24 protein-coding genes are annotated in these 21,178 nt (G+C 68.5%); 6 read left to right on the top strand and 18 right to left on the bottom strand.

All coding sequences use genetic code 11. The features are described 5' to 3' along the window. Positions 1-93: 93 nt before the first annotated feature. The 6 genes from FHR20_RS08225 to FHR20_RS08200 form a co-directional block, all read right to left on the bottom strand. Positions 94-1,401: a bifunctional folylpolyglutamate synthase/dihydrofolate synthase gene (locus tag FHR20_RS08225; RefSeq protein WP_167299051.1), complete on the bottom strand. Its 1,308-nt coding sequence runs from the start codon at positions 1,399-1,401 to the stop codon at positions 94-96. A 308-nt stretch (positions 1,402-1,709) separates the two neighbouring features. Next, positions 1,710-2,564, bottom strand: a complete 855-nt coding sequence (accD, locus tag FHR20_RS08220; RefSeq protein ID WP_137863614.1) for an acetyl-CoA carboxylase, carboxyltransferase subunit beta — start codon at positions 2,562-2,564, stop codon at positions 1,710-1,712. After that, a complete protein-coding gene (gene trpA / locus FHR20_RS08215; RefSeq protein ID WP_167299049.1) occupies positions 2,561-3,352 on the bottom strand; it encodes a tryptophan synthase subunit alpha in 792 nt (263 codons plus the stop codon). Before trpA ends, accD begins: the two co-directional genes overlap by 4 nt. Next, positions 3,345-3,632: a hypothetical protein gene (locus FHR20_RS08210; protein WP_167299047.1), complete on the bottom strand. Its 288-nt coding sequence runs from the start codon at positions 3,630-3,632 to the stop codon at positions 3,345-3,347. The genes trpA and FHR20_RS08210 overlap by 8 nt, the downstream gene beginning before the upstream one ends. Next, positions 3,629-4,888 carry a tryptophan synthase subunit beta gene (gene trpB, locus FHR20_RS08205; protein ID WP_167299045.1) on the bottom strand — a complete coding sequence of 420 codons (1,260 nt, stop codon included), beginning with the start codon at positions 4,886-4,888 and terminating at the stop codon, positions 3,629-3,631. The genes FHR20_RS08210 and trpB overlap by 4 nt, the downstream gene beginning before the upstream one ends. A gap of 90 nt (positions 4,889-4,978) precedes the next feature. After that, positions 4,979-5,608, bottom strand: a complete 630-nt coding sequence (locus tag FHR20_RS08200; RefSeq protein ID WP_167299043.1) for a phosphoribosylanthranilate isomerase — start codon at positions 5,606-5,608, stop codon at positions 4,979-4,981. Between the two features lie 59 nt (positions 5,609-5,667). Between FHR20_RS08200 and FHR20_RS08195 the strand changes: the two genes are divergently transcribed. Next, complete coding sequence (locus FHR20_RS08195) at positions 5,668-6,177, top strand: P-loop NTPase family protein (protein ID WP_167299041.1); 510 nt, start codon at positions 5,668-5,670, stop codon at positions 6,175-6,177. Here the strand turns inward: FHR20_RS08195 and FHR20_RS08190 are convergent. Both FHR20_RS08190 and FHR20_RS08185 read right to left on the bottom strand, forming a co-directional pair. Further along, positions 6,164-6,676 (bottom strand): GNAT family N-acetyltransferase, encoded by a 513-nt coding sequence (locus tag FHR20_RS08190; protein ID WP_167299039.1) that lies wholly within the window; start codon positions 6,674-6,676, stop codon positions 6,164-6,166. The genes FHR20_RS08195 and FHR20_RS08190 overlap by 14 nt on opposite strands. A gap of 40 nt (positions 6,677-6,716) precedes the next feature. Further along, a complete protein-coding gene (locus FHR20_RS08185) occupies positions 6,717-7,106 on the bottom strand; it encodes a winged helix-turn-helix transcriptional regulator (protein WP_167299038.1) in 390 nt (129 codons plus the stop codon). Between the two features lie 100 nt (positions 7,107-7,206). Between FHR20_RS08185 and FHR20_RS08180 the strand changes: the two genes are divergently transcribed. Continuing rightward, positions 7,207-7,956 carry an SDR family oxidoreductase gene (locus tag FHR20_RS08180; protein WP_167299036.1) on the top strand — a complete coding sequence of 250 codons (750 nt, stop codon included), beginning with the start codon at positions 7,207-7,209 and terminating at the stop codon, positions 7,954-7,956. Here FHR20_RS08180 and FHR20_RS08175 read toward each other — a convergent pair. The 9 genes from FHR20_RS08175 to purM form a co-directional block, all read right to left on the bottom strand. Then, on the bottom strand, positions 7,950-8,642 hold the full coding sequence (locus tag FHR20_RS08175) for a lysozyme inhibitor LprI family protein (RefSeq protein WP_167299034.1): 693 nt from the start codon (positions 8,640-8,642) through the stop codon (positions 7,950-7,952). The two genes, FHR20_RS08180 and FHR20_RS08175, sit on opposite strands and share 7 nt — an antisense overlap. A 12-nt stretch (positions 8,643-8,654) precedes the next feature. Beyond that, entirely contained in the window at positions 8,655-9,326 is a 672-nt protein-coding gene (gene pyrF / locus FHR20_RS08170; RefSeq protein ID WP_167299032.1) for an orotidine-5'-phosphate decarboxylase, read from the bottom strand. Next, on the bottom strand, positions 9,323-9,661 hold the full coding sequence (locus tag FHR20_RS08165) for a lipopolysaccharide assembly protein LapA domain-containing protein (RefSeq protein ID WP_167299031.1): 339 nt from the start codon (positions 9,659-9,661) through the stop codon (positions 9,323-9,325). The genes pyrF and FHR20_RS08165 overlap by 4 nt, the downstream gene beginning before the upstream one ends. Before the next feature lie 74 nt (positions 9,662-9,735). Next, entirely contained in the window at positions 9,736-12,030 is a 2,295-nt protein-coding gene (locus FHR20_RS08160) for a patatin-like protein (protein WP_167299029.1), read from the bottom strand. Further along, the gene (locus FHR20_RS08155) at positions 12,030-12,728 is read right to left on the bottom strand and encodes an endonuclease/exonuclease/phosphatase family protein (protein ID WP_167299027.1); all 699 of its coding nucleotides are present in this window, start codon (positions 12,726-12,728) and stop codon (positions 12,030-12,032) included. The genes FHR20_RS08160 and FHR20_RS08155 overlap by 1 nt, the downstream gene beginning before the upstream one ends. 43 nt (positions 12,729-12,771) lie before the next feature. Then, positions 12,772-12,972, bottom strand: a complete 201-nt coding sequence (locus FHR20_RS08150; protein WP_167299025.1) for a hypothetical protein — start codon at positions 12,970-12,972, stop codon at positions 12,772-12,774. Positions 12,973-13,074: 102 nt separating this feature from the next. Further along, positions 13,075-13,467, bottom strand: a complete 393-nt coding sequence (locus FHR20_RS08145) for an MmcQ/YjbR family DNA-binding protein (RefSeq protein WP_243857156.1) — start codon at positions 13,465-13,467, stop codon at positions 13,075-13,077. Next, a complete protein-coding gene (gene purN, locus FHR20_RS08140) occupies positions 13,443-14,024 on the bottom strand; it encodes a phosphoribosylglycinamide formyltransferase (RefSeq protein ID WP_167299024.1) in 582 nt (193 codons plus the stop codon). Before purN ends, FHR20_RS08145 begins: the two co-directional genes overlap by 25 nt. Beyond that, entirely contained in the window at positions 14,017-15,111 is a 1,095-nt protein-coding gene (gene purM / locus FHR20_RS08135; RefSeq protein ID WP_167299022.1) for a phosphoribosylformylglycinamidine cyclo-ligase, read from the bottom strand. Before purM ends, purN begins: the two co-directional genes overlap by 8 nt. A 129-nt stretch (positions 15,112-15,240) precedes the next feature. Here purM and FHR20_RS08130 point away from each other — a divergent pair, with 129 nt between their 5' ends. The 4 genes from FHR20_RS08130 to FHR20_RS08115 are packed head-to-tail and all read left to right on the top strand — an operon-like array spanning position 15,241 to position 20,811. Next, positions 15,241-16,515 (top strand): heavy-metal-associated domain-containing protein, encoded by a 1,275-nt coding sequence (locus FHR20_RS08130; protein WP_167299020.1) that lies wholly within the window; start codon positions 15,241-15,243, stop codon positions 16,513-16,515. Continuing rightward, positions 16,512-17,117: a P-loop NTPase family protein gene (locus FHR20_RS08125; protein WP_167299018.1), complete on the top strand. Its 606-nt coding sequence runs from the start codon at positions 16,512-16,514 to the stop codon at positions 17,115-17,117. The genes FHR20_RS08130 and FHR20_RS08125 overlap by 4 nt, the downstream gene beginning before the upstream one ends. Before the next feature lie 47 nt (positions 17,118-17,164). Next, complete coding sequence (locus tag FHR20_RS08120) at positions 17,165-19,315, top strand: RNA degradosome polyphosphate kinase (protein WP_243857155.1); 2,151 nt, start codon at positions 17,165-17,167, stop codon at positions 19,313-19,315. Next, on the top strand, positions 19,312-20,811 hold the full coding sequence (locus tag FHR20_RS08115; protein ID WP_167299015.1) for a Ppx/GppA family phosphatase: 1,500 nt from the start codon (positions 19,312-19,314) through the stop codon (positions 20,809-20,811). The genes FHR20_RS08120 and FHR20_RS08115 overlap by 4 nt, the downstream gene beginning before the upstream one ends. Before the next feature lie 70 nt (positions 20,812-20,881). On the opposite strand, the gene FHR20_RS08110 is transcribed toward FHR20_RS08115, so the two are convergent. Further along, positions 20,882-21,166 carry an I78 family peptidase inhibitor gene (locus tag FHR20_RS08110; RefSeq protein WP_167299013.1) on the bottom strand — a complete coding sequence of 95 codons (285 nt, stop codon included), beginning with the start codon at positions 21,164-21,166 and terminating at the stop codon, positions 20,882-20,884. Between the last annotated feature and the right edge of the window lie 12 nt (positions 21,167-21,178).

Raw genomic sequence — 21,178 nt, 5'->3', positions numbered from 1 at the left:
GACCGGGCCGCCGCCCCGTTCTCAGGCGTCGGCAAGGCAGCGGGACCCCGGCGCAAGGCCGGGGTGTCGATGGAAGGATATGAGGCTCTTGGCCTAGGCGGGCAGTTCGCCGTTCGCGTCGAGCACGGTGCCGGCGAGGTACAGCGACCCCATCACCAGCACCACCGGCGCGCCGCCTTCGCGGGCGATGGCGCCAAGGGCATGCGGGACGTCGGGCGCGACCGCCGCATGCGGGATGCCGAGCGCCTGGGCGACTTCGGCGAGGCGCGCGGGGGCATGGTGCTCGTGCCCGGGCACCGGCACTGCGTGCAATCCCGAAGCGAGAGGCGCGAACGGCGCGAGCAGGCCCTGCGCGTCCTTGTTGGCGAGCATGCCGAGGACGAGCCGCACCGGCCGGCCGCGCGCGACCTGTGCCAGCGTGGCGCTCACGGCGGCGGCCGCGGCCTCGTTGTGCCCGCCGTCGAGCCACAATTCGCTGCCGGGGGGCAGGAGATGCAGCAAGGGGCCGTCGCCCAGCCTCTGCATGCGCGCGGGCCAGCGGGCGTTGCGAGGGGCTGCGCCAAGCGCTTCGTCAGGCACGGCCAGGGCCTGCTGGTGCCGCAGCATCGCGATGGCGAGCGCGAGATTGGCGGGCTGGTGCGGCCCGGCAAGGGCCGGGAGGGGCGTCTCCACCGCTCCCCGGGCATCGCTATAGCGGAGCCGGTCGCCGCGCACCTCGAAGTCCCACGCAGCGCCCTGCGCGAACACCGGCGCGCCGGCGGCCGCGACGATCTCGGCGATATGCGGGGCGTAGCGCATCGTCACCAGCGGCACGCCCGGCTTGGCGATGCCCGCCTTCTCCGCGGCGATCTTCTCCAGCGTATCGCCCAGGAACGCCTGATGGTCGATGCCGAGCTGGGCGATGCCGGTCACCGCCGGGCGCGCGACGACGTTGGTGGCGTCGAGCCGACCGCCCAGGCCGACTTCGAGGATCAGCGCGTCCGCCGGCACGCGCGCAAAGGCGAGGAAGGCGGCGGCGGTGGTCACTTCGAAGAAGCTGGCGCCGATATCGCCGCCGGCATCGAGCACTTCCTCGAGCAGCGGGGCGAGCAGGGCGTCGGGGATCAGTTCGCCGGCAAGTCGGATCCGCTCGTTGAAGCGGACGAGATGCGGGCTCGAATAGACGTGCGCGCGCATCCCCGCGGCTTCGATCGCGGCGCGCAGAAAGGCGCAGGTCGAGCCCTTGCCGTTGGTGCCGGCGACGTGGAGCACCGGCGGCAGCGCGCGCTGTGGGCTGCCGACGCGTTCCAGCAGGCGAGCGATGCGTTCCAGGCCGAGAATGTCGGCACCCGGCGACAGCGCGCCCAGCCGGTCGAGCTGGCGCTGGACTTGCGGATCGGAGGAAGTCGCGTGGTCGGCCATTGGTGCAGCTTATTGCTCAGGGCTTATCGGTTGCTTTGCAGGCTATTTCCGTAGTTCTTTACAGACATTTGCCTGAACTGTCGGGTTCCACTTACACCGGTGTCCGCAGGCAAAACTTCCTCTGTCGGGGTGGCGAAAGCTACGAAGCTGGTTGATCGTAGCTCTTTGACATTCCTCAAATGTTTTGAACCCGGAAAGACTTACCGAGAATGTGCGATCCTCAGCATTGGGATAGGCCCAACCTGTCCATTCATCAGCACGGTCATCGCAGCTCGCTAGTAACAACAAAGCCATAATGACCACTTCTTTCACGCCGCCTTCTTCCCCTCGCACAGCAGCCCGATCAGCTGGCCGAGCGTCTCGCGCAGTTCCTTGCGATGGGTGACCATGTCGATCAGGCCGTGCTCGCGATAATATTCCGAAGTCTGGAAGTCGTCGGGCAGCTTCTCGCGGATGGTGTTCTCGATCACGCGGCGGCCGGTGAAGGCGAGCATGGCGCGTGGCTCGGCGATCTGGACGTCGCCCAGCATCGCATAGGCGGCCATCACGCCGCCCGAGGTCGGGTCGGTCAGCACGACGATATAGGGCAGGCCCGCATCGTGGAGCATCTCGATCGCCACGGTGGTGCGCGGCATCTGCATCAGCGAGAGGATGCCTTCCTGCATGCGCGCGCCGCCCGAGGCAGTGAAGGCGATATAGGGCGCGCGCGCCGCGATCGCGGCCTCGACGCCCTGGATGAACGCCTCGCCCACGGCCTGGCCCATCGAGCCGCCCATGAAGGCGAAATCCTGCACGCCGATCACTGCCTTGCGGCCGAGGATCGTGCCCGAGGCATTGAGGAAGGCGTCCTGTTCGCCGGTGCTGGTCCGCGCGGCCTTGAGGCGCGCCGGATAGGGCTTCTGGTCGCGGAACTTGAGCGGATCCTCGGCCACCCTGGGGCTGGGCAGCACGGTATAGCTGCCCTCGTCGAACAGATACTGGAAGCGCTCGGCCGGGCCGATGCGATCATGATGATCGCAATGCGGGCAGACATGCTGGTTGGCCTCCAGCTCCTTCATGAAGGTCATCTGCCCGCATCCCTTGCACTTGTGCCAGAGATTGTCGGGGGTTTCCTTCTTCGGGGTGAAGGCGAGAACGTTGCGGACGCGATCGATCCAGCTCATGCGACTTCTTTCCTTGCGGCTTCCACGGCCGCCTTGAGGGAGTGGATATAGGCGCGGACGTGCTCCGGCGCATCTACCCCATGTTTTCCGACCAGTTCCACGATCGCCGAACCGACAACGACGCCATCGGCCACCCGGGCGATCGCCTGGGCCTGCTCGGGCGTACGGACCCCGAAGCCGACCGCCACCGGCAGGTCGGTCGCGGCCTTGAGCCGCGCCACGGCGTCTTCGATCGAGGCCTGGGCCGCCTGTTGCAGCCCGGTGATCCCGGCGACCGAGACATAGTAGAGGAACCCGCTCGCGCCCGCGAGCACCGCCGGCAGGCGCCCGGCATCGGTGGTGGGGGTGGCGAGGCGGATCACGTCGATCCCGTTCGCCGCGAAGGGCGCGACCTCGCCGGCTTCCTCGGGCGGGATGTCGACGATGATCACGCCGTCCGCGCCGGCCCGGGCCGCCGCTTCGGCAAAGGCCGTGGGGGTGGGGCGGGTCATGGTGTTGGCATAGCCCATCAGCACCAGCGGCACGTCCGGATGGCGCACGCGGAAGCCCTTGACGATCGCCAGCACGTCGGCGGTGCGAGTGCCCCTGGCGAGCGCGCGCAGGTTCGCCGCCTGGATCGCAGGGCCGTCGGCCATCGGATCGGTGAACGGCATGCCCAGTTCGATCACGTCCGCGCCGCCCGCGACGAGCGCATCGAGGACTTCGCCGGTGGGGCCGTCGCCTGCAGTGACGAAGGTGACGAGCGCGGCGCGATCGGCGGGGAAGGCGGCGGAGAGACGGCTAGCCACGGCGAAGCTTCCCCATTGCGAACATCAGCCCGCCGAACAGCAGCAGGCCGGCAGAAGTGAAAACCGGGAGGCTGCCGAACCAGAGGGCCGCGCTCGCATCGCAACCATGGATGACGCAGTCGATACAGTCGCCTGCCTTTGCCCGGGCATCAGGCGCCGCGCTGCAGGCATCGACCCAGGATCCGGCCCAATGCCCCGCTACGCCGCCTTGCCGGAGCAGCAGCCATGTCAATCCGAGCCCACCACCAAGAGCCAGCATCACAAGTCCGAGGCGCTTCACAGCTGCACTCCCAGCGCATCGGCCACGGTGAAGATGTCCTTGTCGCCCCGGCCCGAGACGTTGACCACGATGATCTGATCCTCGCGCATTTCCCGTGCCTTGGATTCTAGAGCTGCCAGCGCGTGCGAGCTTTCCAGCGCCGGGATGATCCCCTCCAGCTCGCAGCAGAGCTGGAAGGCGTCGAGCGCCTGCTGGTCGGTAACGGGCAGATACTCGACCCGGCCGCTCTCGTGCAGCCAGCTATGCTCGGGGCCGATGCCCGGATAGTCGAGCCCCGCCGAGATCGAATGCGCCTCGGTGATCTGGCCGTCCTCGTCCTGGAGCAGGTAGGTGCGGTTGCCGTGCAGGATGCCGGGCGCGCCGCCGGTCAGGCTGGCGGCATGCTGGCCGGTCTCGATGCCGTGCCCGGCGGCTTCGACGCCGATCATCGCCACGCCGGCATCGTCGAGGAACGGATGGAACAGCCCGATCGCGTTCGATCCGCCGCCCACCGCGGCGATCAGCAGGTCGGGCAGGCGCCCCTCGGCCTTCTGGATCTGTTCGCGCGCCTCGGTGCCGATCACGCTCTGGAAGTCGCGGACCAGCTCCGGATAGGGGTGCGGGCCCGCCGCCGTGCCGATGATGTAGAATGTGTCGTGGACGTTCGCGACCCAGTCCCGAAGGGCCTCGTTCATCGCGTCCTTGAGCGTCTCGGCGCCGCTCGTCACCGGATGCACCTCGGCACCGAGCAGCTTCATGCGGAAGACGTTGGGCTTCTGCCGCTCGACGTCCTTCGCGCCCATGAAGATCACGCAGGGCAGGCCGAACCGCGCCGCGACGGTGGCGGTGGCGACGCCGTGCTGGCCCGCGCCGGTCTCGGCAATGATCCGCGTCTTGCCCATGCGGCGGGCGAGCAGGATCTGGCCGATGCAGTTGTTGATCTTGTGCGCGCCGGTATGGTTCAGTTCCTCGCGCTTGAAATAGATCTTCGCGCCCCGCCTTTCTCCATTTGGGCCGGGTGCGGCGCTCGCGCGATAATGCTCGGTCAGCCGCTCGGCGAAATAGAGCGGGCTCGGGCGCCCGACATAATGCTCCATCAGGTCGTCGAATTCGGCCTGGAAGGCCGGGTCGGCCTTGGCCGCGCGATATTCGCGCTCCAGGTCGAGGATCAGCGGCATCAGCGTCTCGGCGACGAAGCGGCCGCCGAACTGGCCGAAATGCCCGTGCTCGTCGGGAAGATTGCGCAGGCTGTTGGGCAGCGTGGTGGTGTCGGTCATTGCGTCTCTCATGGGTTCGGATGGCGGAGGCTGGCTCGGGAGCTAGCGATCAGCGCCATCGAAATCCGATGCGGACAGGTGCGAACGGCCTCAACATTGCGCCACCGCTTGGAGGAATGCGGCGATCTTGGCAACATCCTTGACTCCCGGAGCGCGCTCGACGCCGGAGGAGACATCGACCAGCCTGGCGCCGGTGACGCTCGCCGCCTCGCGGACATTGCCGGCGTCGAGCCCGCCGGAAAGCGCCCAGGGCAGCGGCTGGGGAATGTTCTCGAGCAGCTTCCAGTCGAAGCGCAGACCCATGCCGCCCGGCAGCGCAGCGCCGTCGGGAGTCTTGGCGTCATAGAGGATGCGGTCGGCCGCGCCGCGATAGGCTGCCGCCTGGTCGATATCGGCGCGGGTCTTCACCGCCACTGCGGCCCAGACCGGCACCCGCGTGCGAATAGCGGCGGCGCGCTCGGCGGCGGTCTTGTGGAGTTGCACCGCCTGGATCCCGGTGGCGAGCGCCGCCGACAGCAGCGCCTCGTCGGGATCGACGAACACGCCGACCGTGCCGACATGTCCCGGCACGCGCCGGATCAGCGCCCGCGCCTGGTCCAAGCCCACATTGCGCGGCGAGGGCGGGAAGAACACGAAGCCGACATGGCTCGCTCCGCCGGCAATGGCGGCGTCGAGCGTCTCGGGCGTGGACAGGCCGCAGATCTTGGCGGTAACGGGCATGCGGCAGCCTTAGGGGGATAAGGCCGCGACGTCACCAGCCAGGGCCGCTAAGAAATTCTATGGCCGAACGCATTCTCGTCATCGGATCGCCCGGCAGCGGCAAATCGACGCTCGCGCGCCAGCTCGGCGGGCGGACCGGACTGCCCGTCCATCATCTCGACCAGCTCTACTGGCGGCCGGGCTGGGTCGAGCCGGACGAGGAGACATGGCAGGAACAGGTAGGGGCGCTCGCCGCCGGCCCGCGCTGGATCATCGACGGCACCTATGCCGGCACGCTCCCGGTCCGCCTTGCCGCCGCCGACAAGGTGGTGCTGCTCGACCTGTCGCCGCTGCGCTGTCTCTGGCGTGTGATCCGCAGGATCATCGGCGGCTTCGGCAAGGTGCGCCCGGACATGGCAGAAGGCTGCCCCGAGCGCTTCGACCTAGGCTTTCTCGGTTATGTCCTGCTGTTCCGCCTCAAGACCCTGCCGCGCGTGGAAGCGATGCTGGAAGGCTATTCCGGCGAATTCGCCTGGCTCGGCAATCGTCGCGAGATCGCCAGTTTCCTGAAGGATTTCAGAGGTCCTTGACCAGCACGTCCATGAACAGCGGCGGATCGAGCGGGATCACGAAATCGCGCTTCTCGCCCGAGTTCGCATAGCCGCGGCGCACATAATAGGCGATCAGTTCGGTGCGGGTGTCGATCACCGTCATCTCCATCCGCACGGTGCCGAAGGCCTCCCGTGCGCAGTCCTCCGCCGCCGCGACCAGCCGCTTGCCGAGCCCGCCGGCCTGAAGCAGCGGATCGACGCAGAGCAGGCCGAGATAGGCGAGGCGATCGCCCTTGTCGGTCACCTGGACGCAGCCGATCGGGCCGTTCTCGCCCAGCGCCACCAGCAGCCGCTGGGCGGGATCGGCCAGGATCGCCTCCAGCGTCGCCAGTTCGGTGCGGCTGCCCTCGGTGATCAGGTCGGCCTCATGCGTCCAGCCCCCGCGCGCGGCGTCTCCGCGATAGGCGCGTTCGATCACGGGGTGGAGCGCCGGCAGGTCGTCGCGGGTGGCAAGGCGGATCGTCAGCTTGTCGGGCATGGCGGGCTCTGTCGGATGCCGGGGCGGCTTTGGCAAGCGCCTATGCCGCCGCCCGCGCATCGAAGGCGGCGCGGGACGCCTCGATCCGTCCCAGATTGCGTGCCGCCCAGACCCACACGCCGCAGAAAGCCTCTGCAAGGCTGCCGCCAAGGTCGGTGAGCCTGTACTCCACCCGTGGCGGGATCACCGGATGAACGGTGCGGACCAGCAGCCCGTCGCGTTCCATCTGGCGCACCGTCTGGGTGAGCATCTTCTGGCTGATCCCGCCGCATTCGGCGCGCAGCCTGGAGAAGCGCAGCTCGCCATGTTCGGCGAGCGCCTCGAGCACGATCATCGTCCATTTGTCGGCGACGCGGCCGATGATCTCGGTGACGAACGCTTCCACCCGCGGGTCGAGATCGGGGTAGCGATGGGGGTCGTAATCGGCCATGGTTTCCAAAAGGTATGTATGAATATCTTGGGTGCCTACTCCCCAATGGGTACCATGATGCGATATCCAGCGTCCAGGCATTCACGGAAGGGATCCGAACATGGACATGACCGGCAACACCATCCTGATCACCGGCGGCGGCTCGGGCATCGGCCGCGCGCTCGCCGAGGCGCTGCATGCGCGGGGCAACAAGGTGATCGTCTCGGGCCGTCGCGCGAGCGCGCTCGAGGAAGTTGCCGCCGCCAATCCGGGCATCGCCACCGCAACGCTGGACGTGGCCGATGCCGACGACGTCGCCCGCTTCGCCCGCGAAATCGTCGCGGCGCATCCGGCGCTCGACGTGGTGCTCCACAATGCCGGGATCATGCAGGCCGAGAAGCTTGTCGCCCCGGGATCCGACCTGGCCATCGGCGAGGCGACGATCGCCACCAATCTGCTCGGGCCGCTGCGCCTCAATGCCGCGCTGCTCCCGCACCTGCTGGCCCGTCCCAAGGCGGCAGTGCTGACCGTCAGCTCGGGCCTGGCCTTCGTCCCGCTCGCGGCCACGCCCACCTATTCGGCGACCAAGGCGGCGATCCACAGCTGGACCCAGTCGCTGCGCCACCAGCTGAAGGGTACCAATGTCGAAGTGATCGAGATCGCCCCGCCGGCGGTGGCGACCGACCTGATGCCCGGCCATGCCGAGAACCCCAATTCGATGCCGCTCGCCGACTATATCGCCGAGACCCTGGCCCAGCTGGAGGCGGGTGCGGCCGAGAACCTGACCGAGCGCGTGAAATTCCTCCGCTTCGCCGAGGCGCGCGGGGACTATGCCCAGGTATTCGCCCTGCTCAACGACGGCGCTCACTGATTGCTGGCGACCCAGCTATTGGCGGGCAGGAAGGTGTCGCTCAGGCCGTAATTGCCCGTGCAATAGCGCTTGCAGCCCGCTGACGCGGCCGTGTCGATCCGGGTGACATGGCCGCCGGCGTCGCGCGTCAGGATGAAGTCGATCCTGCACGCGCCGGCGGACCAGCTCGCCTTGGCGGGCGAGGCGAGCGTGGCGATCGCGCCGGCCTCGCCATCGCTGGCCGGCAGCTTGCAGAGCGCCTTGCCCTCGAGATCGCGGTTCAGCGCGAAATCGAACTGGTTCGCGTCGATATGGTTGATCGTCAGCTGGGCGACGTCGGCGGTCTTGTAGCTGGCTTCCCACAGCTCCTCGTTGAAGCTGCGCAGGGAATCGCGCTGGACGGCATAGTCGCGCTCCACCGAAGCGGGATCGCAGGTCTTGGCGCAGCGGGTGCGCAGGATCTGCTGCCAGTCGCGCTGCTGCCCGCGAAAGCCCTGCTTGTCGAACAGGAGGGCGAGCTTCGCCTTGTAGAGCGCCGCCACTTCGCCATCGAGCGCGCGCAGCTTCGGGCTGGCGCAGATCGTCCTTTCTAGCGGGTGGCTGGCCCTGGCGCAGTCGAAGCTGGCCGATTGCGGCGGAGAGGCAGCGTGAAGACCGAAGAATGCGAGGAAAAGGGCGAAGAGTCCGAAACCCGCGATCCGTATCATCACTGCCTCCTGCTATAGCGTCGCCTCGATCTCGCGTGCGGCCAGGTCGGGATCCTGGGCCTGGGTAATGGGGCGGCCGACCACCAGGATCGAGGCACCGGCATCGAGCGCGGCGCGCGGCGTGACCACGCGTTTCTGGTCGCCTGCCGTGCCGTTCGCCGGGCGGACGCCGGGAATGACGAAGAAGCCGTCGCGCCAAAGCGCCTTGGCGGCGGCGACTTCGTTGCCCGAGCAGACGATGCCGTCGACGCCCGCCGACCTGGCGAGTTCGGTCAGGCGCATCACCTGCTCGTGCGAATCCGGCTTGAGGCCGACCGAGACCAGGTCGCTGTCGTCCAGGCTGGTGAGCATCGTCACCGCCACCACCTTGGTGCCCGCGGGTGCGGCTGCCTTGGCATCCTCCAGCATGGCGCGGCCGCCCGCGGCGTGGACGGTCAGGATCGCGGGCTCGAGCGGGCGCAGCGCCTGGATCGCCTTGGCGACGGTATTGGGAATGTCGTGGAACTTGAGGTCGAGGAAGATCGGCAGGCCGATCTCGTGCATCTCGTGCACGCCGGCACGGCCGTTCGCCATGAAGAATTCGAGGCCGAGCTTGATCCCGCCGACATGCGCCTTCACTCGCGTGGCGATGGCCTTGGCGCGTTCCAGGTCCGGCGTATCGATCGCGACATAGACCGGGCTCATAGCGGATCTCCCAGCGGCAGCGCCGTCTGGGGCGGGATCGGCACGGGCATGGGTACGGGCGCCGGCTCGGGCATCGCGTTGATCGCACGCAGATCGTTCAGGGCGCGCTCCAGCCCGGTGATCCGCTGGCGCATCCGCCAGCGCAGCGCATGATAGGCGAGCAGCACGGGCAGCAGCCCGGCGAGGAAGACGAGGATCAGCAGCAGCGGCAGGCTGAAATCGGCAATGAGGCCGCTCCACAGATGCACGTTCACGCGTTCGTCGCCATTGTAGATCACGAAGCCAGCGACGAGGCCGCCCAGCAACAGCCAGAACAGCACCTTCAGAAACCGCATCCCTCTCCCTTCCTGCGTGAGGCGGGGACGGTTCTATGACGCGCGGGCCAATTTGGCCATAGCGGACGCGACGGTCACCCGATCTCCGCCCGCAATTCCGCGAACAGCCCGGGGATCTTCGTCAGGCGCTTCTCCTCTTCGTCGAGGATGGCGTGGAAGGCCCGGCGCTTGATCGCCGCGGCACGGTCCTCGGGCGGGCGCGTCGCGGGATCGAGCGTCGAGAGCACGATGTCGATCAGCCGGTCGGCGCCGTGCAGTCTGCCCCAGAGATAGTCGTTCTCGCGATAGGCCCGGCTGAAGAACGCGCCGAAACTGTTGAACTGGATCCCCTTCAGCGTCGCCTCGGCGCCGCCGGCCCGGATCGCCGTCGCGTCGTCCGGGGCGATGCGGTCGACCCGGATCGGATCGAACTCGTCCACGCCCTCGCCCTGCAACAGGGGCAGCGTGGCGATGTCGTAGAAGGGAAAGCCCAGATGCGCGAGGAGGAGCGGACGGCGCAGGTCCTTCGCGAGCGTGCTCAGCCCTTCCGCCAGCCGTGCGTCGGTCTCGCCGTCGAGCTTCTTCAGCTGCATCCGCTCGGCCAGCCGGTCGAGGATCGGCCCGGCATCGTCGGTCATCATCCGGACCTCGTCGCGCAGGTCCGCATAGGTGTCGGCGCGCTTGAGTTCGAGATAGGCCGCGAGCGAATCATAGATCGCCTCGCGCATCGGGCGGAGCACGCCATGGCTCGTCGGCAAGTCGACTTCGGTGAGCCGGCGGGCGAGCAGGCGCAGGCGGCGGATGCGGAAGCCCAGATCGTGGGCGCGCAGGAATTCCAGCGTCTCGGGGGAGGCGCCATAGGAAAGCGTCGCGCCGAACCGGTCCGCCCCGCGCGACTGGACCGTGGCGGCCAGCGCCTCGCGGATCTCGTGCAGCCGCTCGGGCCCGTGCCGTTCGCCCACCGTGTAGAGCAGCCGCGCCGTGCGATCGATCGCACCCTCCACCTTCAGCAGGCCATAGGCGGTGTGGCCATAGCCAGCCTTGGCCGCCGCGGCGACCTGCGCGCGGCGGCGCCAGGTCGCGAGCCGCTTGGGCGTGGGATAGTCGAGCCACAGCGTATAGCCGAACAGCGCCTCGACCTGGGTCTCCACTTCGGCGCGGATTTCGGCGACGATGGCGAGCATCCGCTCGATCCGGTGGGAGCGCCGGGCGATCTCGTCGAGATTGTCGCGGATCGGCTGCTCGCGCGGCAGCTCGGAGAGCGCGCCGATGATCGTGGCGAAGAAGCCGGGCTTCTTGTCCGCCTCGGCGCCGTAGAAGTCGAAGCGGAAATTGGGGAAAGGATCGACGAAGATGAAGCGCCGGTCGACCTGGCGCCGGGCCGGCCGCTCCTTGAGCGCTTCCATGGCCGGGCGGAAGGGCGCGTTGGCGAGCACCGATCCGTCGATCAGGATCGCCTTCTCGCCGCGGCTGTCCGCCCATTGGCGCGGCAGGACGCGCTCCAGAAAGGCATCGCGCTGCGGCCAGGCCTGTTTCCGCTCGGCGAGGAGATCGTCCATCTCGCCCACCGTCATCGGCGGGAAGGCGCCCGGGAAGCTGGAGGTGGCCCGCGCCGCGAAAGTGAGGCTGGCGGCATCGGCGAAGCGCTCGCCGGGCAGGCCGTGATCGGTGAAGGAGAAGACCAGCCGGTGCTCGTTCTCGATCACCGAGCTGGGCGAATTGAGCCGCAGCGCTTCGGGATGGCCGCGAAAATCGGTGACGGTGACGAACAGGTCCAGCGGCTGTCCATCGGGCAGCAGGCGCTTGTCGCGGGGCCCCTTGGCCATGGCGGCGAAGGCATCGAGGATGGTGTTGGCCAGCCGCTTGCCGCCAAAGGGCGGCTCGAACCAGCGCGAACGGACGAAATGTTCGAGCTTCAGGCGCACTTCGTCGCGCGCCTCGGCCTCCACCGTCTCGTCCACCGTCTTGGAACGGTTCGCGACCAGCCAGGCGATCGGCACCGCCCATATCTTGGCGAAGCGGTGCGACGGGCGCTGGCGCGGCTCGAGCAGCGCCTCGACGTCCGCATTGTCCATCCACAGGTCGGTCAGCGGATCGAGCGACTGGCCGGTGGCGATCGCCTGGGCCAGGAACACCGTGTTGATGCCTCCTGCGCTGGCGCCTGCGAGGATATCGACGAGCACGCGCAGGTTGACGCCCGACGTCTCGCGAATCTCCTCGATCAGCTCGCGATACACGTCGGGCCGTCCGTCCGCCCCGTCGCGCTCGGCACAGCTGGCGCGGGCGAGGCGCCAGACTTCCTTGGTGATGCCGTGCATGTATACGGCCAGGCTGATGCCGCCGTAGCAGACGAGCGCGAGGCGCAGTTCCTTGTCGCGGGTTTCGGTCATCAGGCCTTTTGCAGTGTCGCCCAGATGGGCAGGTGATCGGAGGCAGTACGCGCCTGGAGGCTGTCGTGCACCCCGGCATCGGTGATGGTCAGGTCCGGGCTCGCCATGATCCGGTCGAGCCGGGCCACCGGGCGCCGGGCATGGAAGGTCTTGCCGGTGGCGGCGAAGGCGAAGTGGCCGGCAAAGTCGCGCAGGCATCCGGACTGGGCGCTCCACTCGTTGAGGTCGCCCATCAGGATCGTCGGATATTGGTGCGTGCTCGCCTGGAGATGCGTGATGATCGCATGCGCCTGGCGCCGCCGCCACAGGCCGGACAGGTCGAGATGCATGCCGACCACCCGCACCACCGGCCCGCCGGCCAGGCGCAGATCCGCCATCACTGCGCCGCGCGGCTCCAGTGCCGGCAGGTGGATCGCTTCGCAATCGAGGATCTGCGCATCCTTGCGCACGAGCAGCGCGTTGCCGTGCCAGCCCATCGAGCGCGCCTTGGTGCCGAGGGGGACGGGCTTGTAGTCGCTATGCTCGGCGAGCAGATGCTGCGTGAGCACCGCCGAACGCTCGCCGAAGCGGCGATCGGCTTCCTGAAGCGCGACGATGTCGGCATCGATCTCGCACAGCACCTGCAGCGTGCGCTCGGGGCGCCGCCGGCGGTCGGTGCCGATCGACTTGCGCATATTGTAGCTGGCGACCTTGATCATCGGCGCCCCTTATCGCGGGGCTTGCGGAACATGTGCAAGGGCCTCAGCTCGGATGCGCCTCGGCGCTGCCCTGGCTGGCCGCTTCGTGGGCAGCCGCCACGAGCCGGCGGCCGGTCTCCTCCGCGGCGCGTGGCGTCATCGCGATGGCGACCCCGTCGGGGCCGTCGAGCAATACCACGCCCTGTTCGGCGGTCGCGACTCCCGGATCCTCCGCGGGCTCGGCGGGCGAGATCTTCTGTCCCATATTTTCTCCGTTCGCCATTTCCCGCCAAGGCAAGGCGGGGAATTGAGGACAAACTCGGGTGAACGGGAAAATATCCGGGAGCCGCGAGGAAGATCGCGGATCTCAGCGACCGCCGGCTTCCAACAGGCGGCGCGGGGCGGCAAGTTCCCAGCTGCGCGCGATCCGGTCGCCGACGAAATCCCAGTCGATATCCGGCCCGGCGAGCGAGATGCCCACCCAGCCGACGCCGAAATAGGCGACCCTGGAATAGGTTTCGGGCGCGATGTCGATCAGGTTGGGCCCTTCCTCGTCATCGGCGGTCTTCACCGCGACGATGGTGCGGCCGTCGCCATGATGATCGTGACGGAACTGGGCGAATTGCTTACCGGCCACGAAGAAGGTCGGCTGGCCGTGGCTCGGGCGCTCCTCTGCTTCGGGAAGCTCCAGCGCGATCGCGCGGACCCGGGCAAGGGCGGTGTCGGGATCGGGGCTCAGCCTTGCAGGTTCTTGGGGCATAGGAACTCGGCGACTATCCGTGGATAGAGCCGATGTTCCTCCTTCAATACCCGTTCGGCAAGGCTTTCCGCCGTATCGCCGGGCAGGATCGCCACTTCGGCCTGGCCGAGCACTTCGCCGCCGTCCAGCTCCTCGGTGACGATATGGACCGAGACGCCGCCATGGCTGTCACCCGCTTCGATCGCGCGGGCATGGGTGTCGAGCCCCTTGTACTTGGGCAGCAGCGAGGGGTGGACGTTGAGGATCCTGCGGCGCCAGCGGGCGACGAAATCGTCCGAGAGCAGGCGCATATAGCCGGCCAGCGCGATCGCCTCGACGCCGGCCTCGCGCAGGGCCGCGTCGATCCTCGCCTCATATTCGGCCTTGGCCATGCCCCTGGGGCTCTGCGCGAAGGTGGCGATACCCTGTTCGGCGGCCCAGGCCAGGCCCTCGGCCTCCGGCTTGTCGCTGGCGACGAGCGCGACTTCATAGGGGCAGTCGGGCGCCCGCGCCGCCTCGACGAGCGCGGCCATGTTGGAGCCGCGCCCGGAAATCAGGATACCGAGCTTCCTACGCATTATGCGTGGCGGACCAATCCGAACGCGCGCTCCAGACTTCGGTGGGGCCGAACACGGTGCAGCCGCGCTCGCCCGCTTCGACGGTGCCGATCGCGAACACTTCCTCGCCCGCCGCGTAGAGCGCGTCCTTCACCGATTCCGCCAATTCGGGTGCCACCACCGCGACCATGCCGATGCCGCAGTTGAAGGTGCGCGCCATCTCCTCGGGCTCGATATTCCCCTGGGCCTGCAGGAATGCCATCAGCCGGGGCAGGGGCCAGGAGCCGGCATCGATCTTCGCATGGCAACCCTGGGGCAGCACGCGCGGGACATTCTCGAGCAGGCCGCCGCCGGTGATGTGCGCCAGGCCGCGGACATTGCCCTTGCGAAGTTGCGGAAGCAGGCTTTGCACATAGATGCGCGTCGGGGCCATCAGCGCGTCGAGCAGGATCACGTCCTGATCGAACAAGGCGGGGCGGTCCATCTTCCAGCCCTTGTCCGCGGCGAGGCGGCGGACCAGCGAGAAGCCGTTGGAATGTACGCCCGTGGAGCCCAGGCCGAGCAGCACGTCGCCCGGCCGGATCGCGCTGCCGTCGAGCAGCCGGTCGCGCTCGACCGCGCCGACGCAGAAGCCGGCCAGGTCGTAATCGCCCTCGGCATACATGCCCGGCATCTCGGCAGTCTCGCCGCCGATCAGCGCGCAGCCGGCCTGGCGGCAGCCCTCGGCGATCGAGGCGATCACGCGCTCGGCCGTCTCCGGCACCAGCTTGCCGCTGGCATAATAGTCGAGGAAGAACAGCGGCTCGGCGCCCTGGACGATCAGGTCGTTGGCGCACATCGCGACCAGGTCGACGCCGACGCCGTCATGCGCGTCGTGATCGATCGCGAGCTTGAGCTTGGTGCCCACGCCGTCGTTGGCGGCGACGAGCAGCGGATCGGTGAACCCCGCCGCCTTCAGGTCGAACACGCCGCCGAACCCGCCCAGATCGGCGTCGGCGCCGGCGCGGCGCGTGGACTTGGCGAGCGGGCCGATCGCGCGGACCAGCGCGTTGCCGGCCGCGATCGAGACGCCCGCCTGGGCATAGGTATAGTTCTTCTGGTCGCTCATGCGGGGCGCTTAGCGCCATCTTCCCACTCCGTCATCTCAATATCCGTCCTGTTCGCGAAGGGGACAGCAACGCCACATGTTACATCTGCGCTTGGATTTCCCCGCTCGCTTCGCCAAAAGGGCCGCTGCATGACCCTTGCCCGCAAATCCCTCACCATCGGCATCGCCTCCGCGCTCGCGCTTGCGGGGCTGGGCGCCGTGTTGGCCGAGGGCGACGGGAAGAGCGGCGGCGGCAGCGCCGTGCCGATCGACGCCTCGGGCAGCTTCGAGGTGTCGGGCGTCGATGTCGACGTGAAGGGCAAGGACGCCGATGCCGCCCGCTATGGCGGCTGGCGGCTCGCCCAGCGCAAGGGCTGGGAGATGCTGTCGCGCAAGCTGACCGGCAAGGCTTCCACCATGTCCGATTCGGCGCTCGATTCGCTCGTCACCGGCATCGTCGTGGAAAAGGAGCAGATCGGCCCGACGCGCTACATCGCGCGCCTCAGCGTGCTGTTCGATCGCAACAAGGCGGGCGGCATCCTGGGCGTTTCGGTGGCGGTGAACCAGTCGCCGCCCATGCTGATCGTGCCGCTGGAATATTCGGGCGGCACGGGCCTGGTGTTCGAGCGCGAGACTGCCTGGGCGCGCGCCTGGAACCGCTTCAAGAGCGGCGGCAGCACGGTCGACTATGTCCGCGTACAGGGCAACGGCCCCGATTCCATGCTGCTCAATGCGGGCCAGGTGCTGCGCCGCGGGCGCAACTGGTGGCGCTCGGTGCTGGACCAATATGGCGCGGCCGACGTGCTGATCGCCGAGGTGCAGCTGCGCCGCGAATATCCGGGCGGGCCGATCATCGGCATCTTCTCGGCCACGCACGGCCCCGATCGCCAGAAGATCGCCGATTTCGCGCTGCGCGTCGACAATGGCGATTCGCTCGATACGCTGATGGATGCGGGCGTCCAGCGACTCGACAAGGCCTATCAGCAGGCGCTCGCGCTCGGCCAGCTCGGCACCGACCGGCTGCTCGCTACCCGTCCGCCGGGCGCGAAGGCCGAGGAAAAGCCGAGCGACGAGGCGACCGAGGCGGCGACGCCCACGCCCGAGCCCAGCGCGGCTGCCGGCACCGCCGTCAGTGTCCAGTTCGACACGCCCAATGTCGGCTCGGTCAATGCCGGCGAAGCGGCGCTGCGCGGCATCCCGGGCGTGCGCTCCGCGGTCACCTCGAGCCTGGCGCTGGGCGGCATCTCGGTGATGCGGGTTTCCTATGACGGCCAGATCGCCTCGCTGCACGCGCAGCTGGAGGCGCGGGGCTGGAGCGTGCAGGAAGGGCCGGGCGTGCTCCGCATCCGGCGCGCAGGCGGTGGCGGCGGGGGTGCCCAGCCGGCCCCCACGCCGCAGGCGACGGAAGCGCCGAACGGCGGATGACGCAGCTTCGCCTGCCGCTGGGACTGCCCGAAGCGCGCGAGACGGAATTCCTGGTCAGCGACTCCAACGCCCGCGCCGTCCACCAGCTCGAACATTGGGGCACCTGGCCCGTCATGTCGGCGCTGCTCACCGGCCCGCGCAAGTCCGGCCGCAGCCTGCTCGCGCGCATCTTCGCGGCGAAGACCGGCGCGCGCATCTTCGACGACGCCGATCTCGGCAAGGAGGCCGAGGTCTTCCATGCCTGGAACCAGGCCCAGGCCGAGCACCGCCCGCTGCTGATCGTGGCCCAGGCCGCGCCGCCCGCCTGGGCGGTGAAGCTGCCCGACCTCAAGTCGCGCCTCGCCGCCTCGCCGCTGCTGGAGATCGGCCCGCCCGACGATATGCTGATCCCCCAGCTGCTGGAGCGCGCCTTCGAGCGCCACCTGCTCCATGCCCGGCCGGACGTCATCGCCTGGATCGCCCGGCGGATCGAGCGTAGCCATATCGCGATCCTGCGCGTTGCCGATGCATTGGAGCTCGAGGCGGGGCGGCGCTTGTCGATCCCGGCGGTTCGCGCCACATTGGCCGCGGCTGGTCTCATAACCGAAACGGACGGTGATTAACGGCGATGGCCAAGGCAGCGAACAGGCAGGCCGTCGAAGGGAACCAGATGACCGAATTGCCGGAGAATTCCACGCGTTACTTCAACCGCGAGCTCAGCTGGCTCGCCTTCAACCGCCGCGTGATGGAAGAGGCGACCAACCCCGCCCATCCCCTGCTCGAGCGGCTGCGCTTCCTGTCGATCTCGGGTTCGAACTTCGACGAGTTCTTCATGGTCCGCGTGGCGGGCCTGATGGGCCAGCAGCTTCAGAAGGTGGAGGCGCGCTCGGCCGACGGGCTCACGCCGGGCCAGCAGCTCGCCGCGATCTCCGCCGAGGCCGAGATGCTGGCCGACAACCAGCAGGCGGTGTGGACCGCGATCCGCGCCGACCTGGCCGAGACCGGCATCCACGTCCTCGACGCCGATGCGATCGAGGGCGAGACCGAGGCCTGGCTGGAAGGGCATTTCCGCGACCAGATCTTCCCGATCCTCACCCCCCAGGCGCTGGACCCCGCGCACCCGTTCCCGTTCATCCCCAACCAGGGATCGAGCGTGATCTTCGACCTGGTCCGCAAGTCGGACCGCGAGCCGGTGCGCGAGCTGGTGCTGCTGCCCACTGCGATCAGGCGTTTCGTGCGGCTGCCCGGCAATCCGGCGCGCTATGTCGCGGTAGAGGCGGTGCTCAAGCATTTCTCGCACCTGCTCTTCCCCGGCTATACCGCGCTCGGCGCCGCGGCCTTCCGGGTGCTGCGCGACAGCGACATCGAGATCGAGGAAGAGGCCGAGGACCTGGTCATGACCTTCCGCTCGGCGATCAAGCGCCGGCGGCGGGGCCGGGTCATCCGCCTGGAGATGGAGGAGAGCATCTCCCCCGAGCTGGAGGCGGTGCTCAAGGAGGAGCTGGGCGGCAGCGAGGCGCTGCTCACCGAAACCGGCGGCTTCCTGGGTATCGGCGACCTCGCCATGCTGGTCGACGAGGATCGGCCCGACCTGAAGTTCACGCCCTATTCGGCGCGCTTCCCCGAGCGCATCCGCGAATATGGCGGCGATTGCTTCGCGGCGATCAAGGCCAAGGACATCGTCGTCCACCATCCCTATGAGAGCTTCGACGTCGTGCTCTCGTTCCTGGGCCAGGCGGCCGCCGATCCGGACGTGGTGGCGATCAAGCAGACGCTCTATCGCGCCGGCAAGCAGCCTGCCGTCATCAACGCGCTGATCGCCGCGGCCGAGGCCGGCAAGTCGGTCACTGCGGTGGTCGAGCTCAAGGCGCGCTTCGACGAGGAGCAGAACCTCTATTGGGCGACTGCCCTGGAGCGTGCCGGTGTCCAGGTCGTCTATGGCTTCATCGACTGGAAGACCCATGCCAAGGTCTCGATGGTCGTGCGGCGCGAAGGCAATGGCTATCGCACCTATTGCCACTTCGGCACCGGCAACTATCATCCGGTCACCGCGCGCATCTATACCGACATCAGCTTCTTCACTGCCGATCCGCGGGTGGGGCGCGATGCGGCGCAGATCTTCAACTATGTCACCGGCTATGTGGAGCCGCATGGGCTGGAGCTGCTCGGCATCTCCCCGCGCGACCTGCGCAACCGGCTGGTCGAGATGATCGACGACGAGATTGCCCATGCCCGCGCCGGCCGGCCCGGCGCGATCTGGGCCAAGATGAACTCGCTGGTCGATCCCGCGGTGATCGAGAAGCTCTACGAAGCGAGCAACGCCGGCGTCGAGATCGAGCTGATCATCCGCGGCATCTGCTGCCTGCGCCCCGGCGTCCCGGGGATGAGCGAGAACATCAAGGTCAAGTCGATCGTCGGCCGCTTTCTCGAGCACAGCCGCATCTGGGCCTTTGGCAACGGCAAGGCCCTTCCGAACGACGGCGCCAGGCTGTTCATCTCCTCGGCCGACTGGATGCAGCGCAACTTCGATCGCCGTGTCGAGTTCATGTTGCCGATCCTCAACAAGACGGTGCATGATCAGGTGCTGGACCAGGTGATGGTGGCGAACCTGCTCGACAACGAGCAGAGCTGGGTGCTCCAGCCCGACGGGCACTATACCCGGATCGTGCCGGGCGAGGACGGCAGCTTCAACCTGCACCGCTATTTCATGACCAACCCGTCGCTTTCCGGGCGCGGCGCGGCGCTCGAATCGCGCAAGCCGGTGCCCAAGCTCCAGCTCAAGCGGCGCCGCAATCCGCCAAAGGCCAAGGCCAAGGCATGAACACGCTGCCGTTCCGCAGGGCGCGCGCGAAGCCGGAGGGGATCGAAGGCCGCACCGCGATCATCGATATCGGCTCCAATTCGGTGCGCCTGGTGGTGTATCAGGGTTCGGCGCGGTTGCCGGCGACCCTGTTCAACGAAAAGGTGATGGCTGGCCTGGGCCGCGGCCTGGCCGAGACCGGGGCGATCGATGCCGCCAGCCTCGCCACCGCGCGCGGCGCGCTCGCCCGCTTCGCCACGCTGGCGCGCGAGATGCAGGTGGGCGAACTGCGCACCGTGGCGACGGCCGCGGTGCGCGACGCCTCCAACGGACGCGAACTGATCGAGGCGGCGCGCGGCCTGGGCCTGGAAGTCGAGACCCTGTCGGGCGAGGAGGAGGCGATGGCCTCGGGCCTGGGCGTGCTCTCGGGCATTCCGGAGGCGGACGGCATCGTCGGCGACCTCGGCGGCGGCTCGCTGGAGCTGGTGCGCGTCGTCGCCGGCACGGTGACCGATCGCGTGTCCTTTCCGCTGGGCGTGCTCCGCCTCGGCGCGATCCGCGCGGAGGGCAAGACCGCGCTCGATCGCCGCGTCGCTAGGCTGCTCGGCGATGCCGGATGGAAGGGGCGGGGGAAGGGACTGCCCTTCTACCTGGTCGGCGGTTCCTGGCGCAGCCTTGCCCGGCTCGACATGCACCTCAAGCATTACCCGCTGCCGATCGCGCATCAATATCCGATGGCGGTCGCGCGGATCGGCGAGCTGGCCAGCTCGATCGCGGCGATGCCGCGCGCCGATCTGAAGGCGATCCCGAACATCTCCAGCGCCCGCATCGGCTCGCTGGAGGACGCGGCATTGCTGCTCGGCGTGGTGCTCCGGCAGCTCGGCAGCAGGGGCACGATCGTCTCGGCCTATGGCCTGCGCGAGGGGCTGCTGTTCCAGCGCCTCTCGGCCGAGCAGCGCCAGGAGGATCCGCTGATCGCGGCGACCCGCGACGAAGGCGAGCGGCTCGGCCGTTTCCCGGAACATGGCGACCTGCTCGACCGGTGGATCGCGCCGCTCTTCGCCGGCGAGCCGCACGAGCTGGCCCGCCTGCGCCACGCCGCCTGCCAGCTTGTCGATGTGGGCTGGCACGCCAATCCGGAGTTCCGTGCCGAGCGCGGCCTGGATGCGGCGCTGCACGGCAATTGGGTGGCGATCGATTCGATGGGCCGCGCGGCACTGGGGCAGGCGCTCTATACCGCGCTGGGCGGCGGGCTCGACACGCCGGCGCCGCTGCCGCAGCTCGCCGATGACGACACTTTGTGGCGCGCCAAGCTCTGGGGCCTCGCCATCCGCCTCGGCCAGCGCCTGTCGGGCGGCGTCGCCGCGCCGATCAAGCGCTCGGAGCTGCACATGGACGAGGAGACGCTCGCCCTCTGCCTCGATCCCGAGGACGAGGCACTCTATGGCGAGGCAGTGGAGAAGCGCCACAAGGCGCTCGCCGCCGCGTTCGGCAGGGAACCGATCCTGGAAGTGTGAGCGCGTCGTCCGGCGCGCTTTGCTACCCTCGTCGTTGCGGGGATGGCGATTCCGGACGCTCCGCCGGGCCCTATACGCAGCGCATCCCGGTGACCCGGCCGCGCTGATTGACGTCCACGGTCAGCCGGTCGCGTCGATAGTCCATCGTCACCGCTTCGCCCGGGCGCACCACGCGGACCGACGATGCCCCGCTGCGGGCGCGCAGCCGCGACTGGAGCCGCGGCGATATCTGCGCGCCGACAAAACCCTGGACCGCGCCCGCATTGCAGACTCGTGGTCCCGGCATCGGGCCGGGATGGCCGTCCATGCAGCCTGCGACCAGCAGGGCCGTCGCGATCATGCCGATTGCGCGCATCAAGTCTCTCCT

Origin of the sequence: Sphingomonas leidyi, from assembly GCF_011761945.1 — a bacterium.
GTDB classification, from domain to species: Bacteria; Pseudomonadota; Alphaproteobacteria; order Sphingomonadales; family Sphingomonadaceae; genus Sphingomonas; species Sphingomonas leidyi.
The sequence above is the reverse complement of the archived record's forward strand: the minus strand, read 5'-3'. Positions and strand labels throughout refer to the sequence as shown.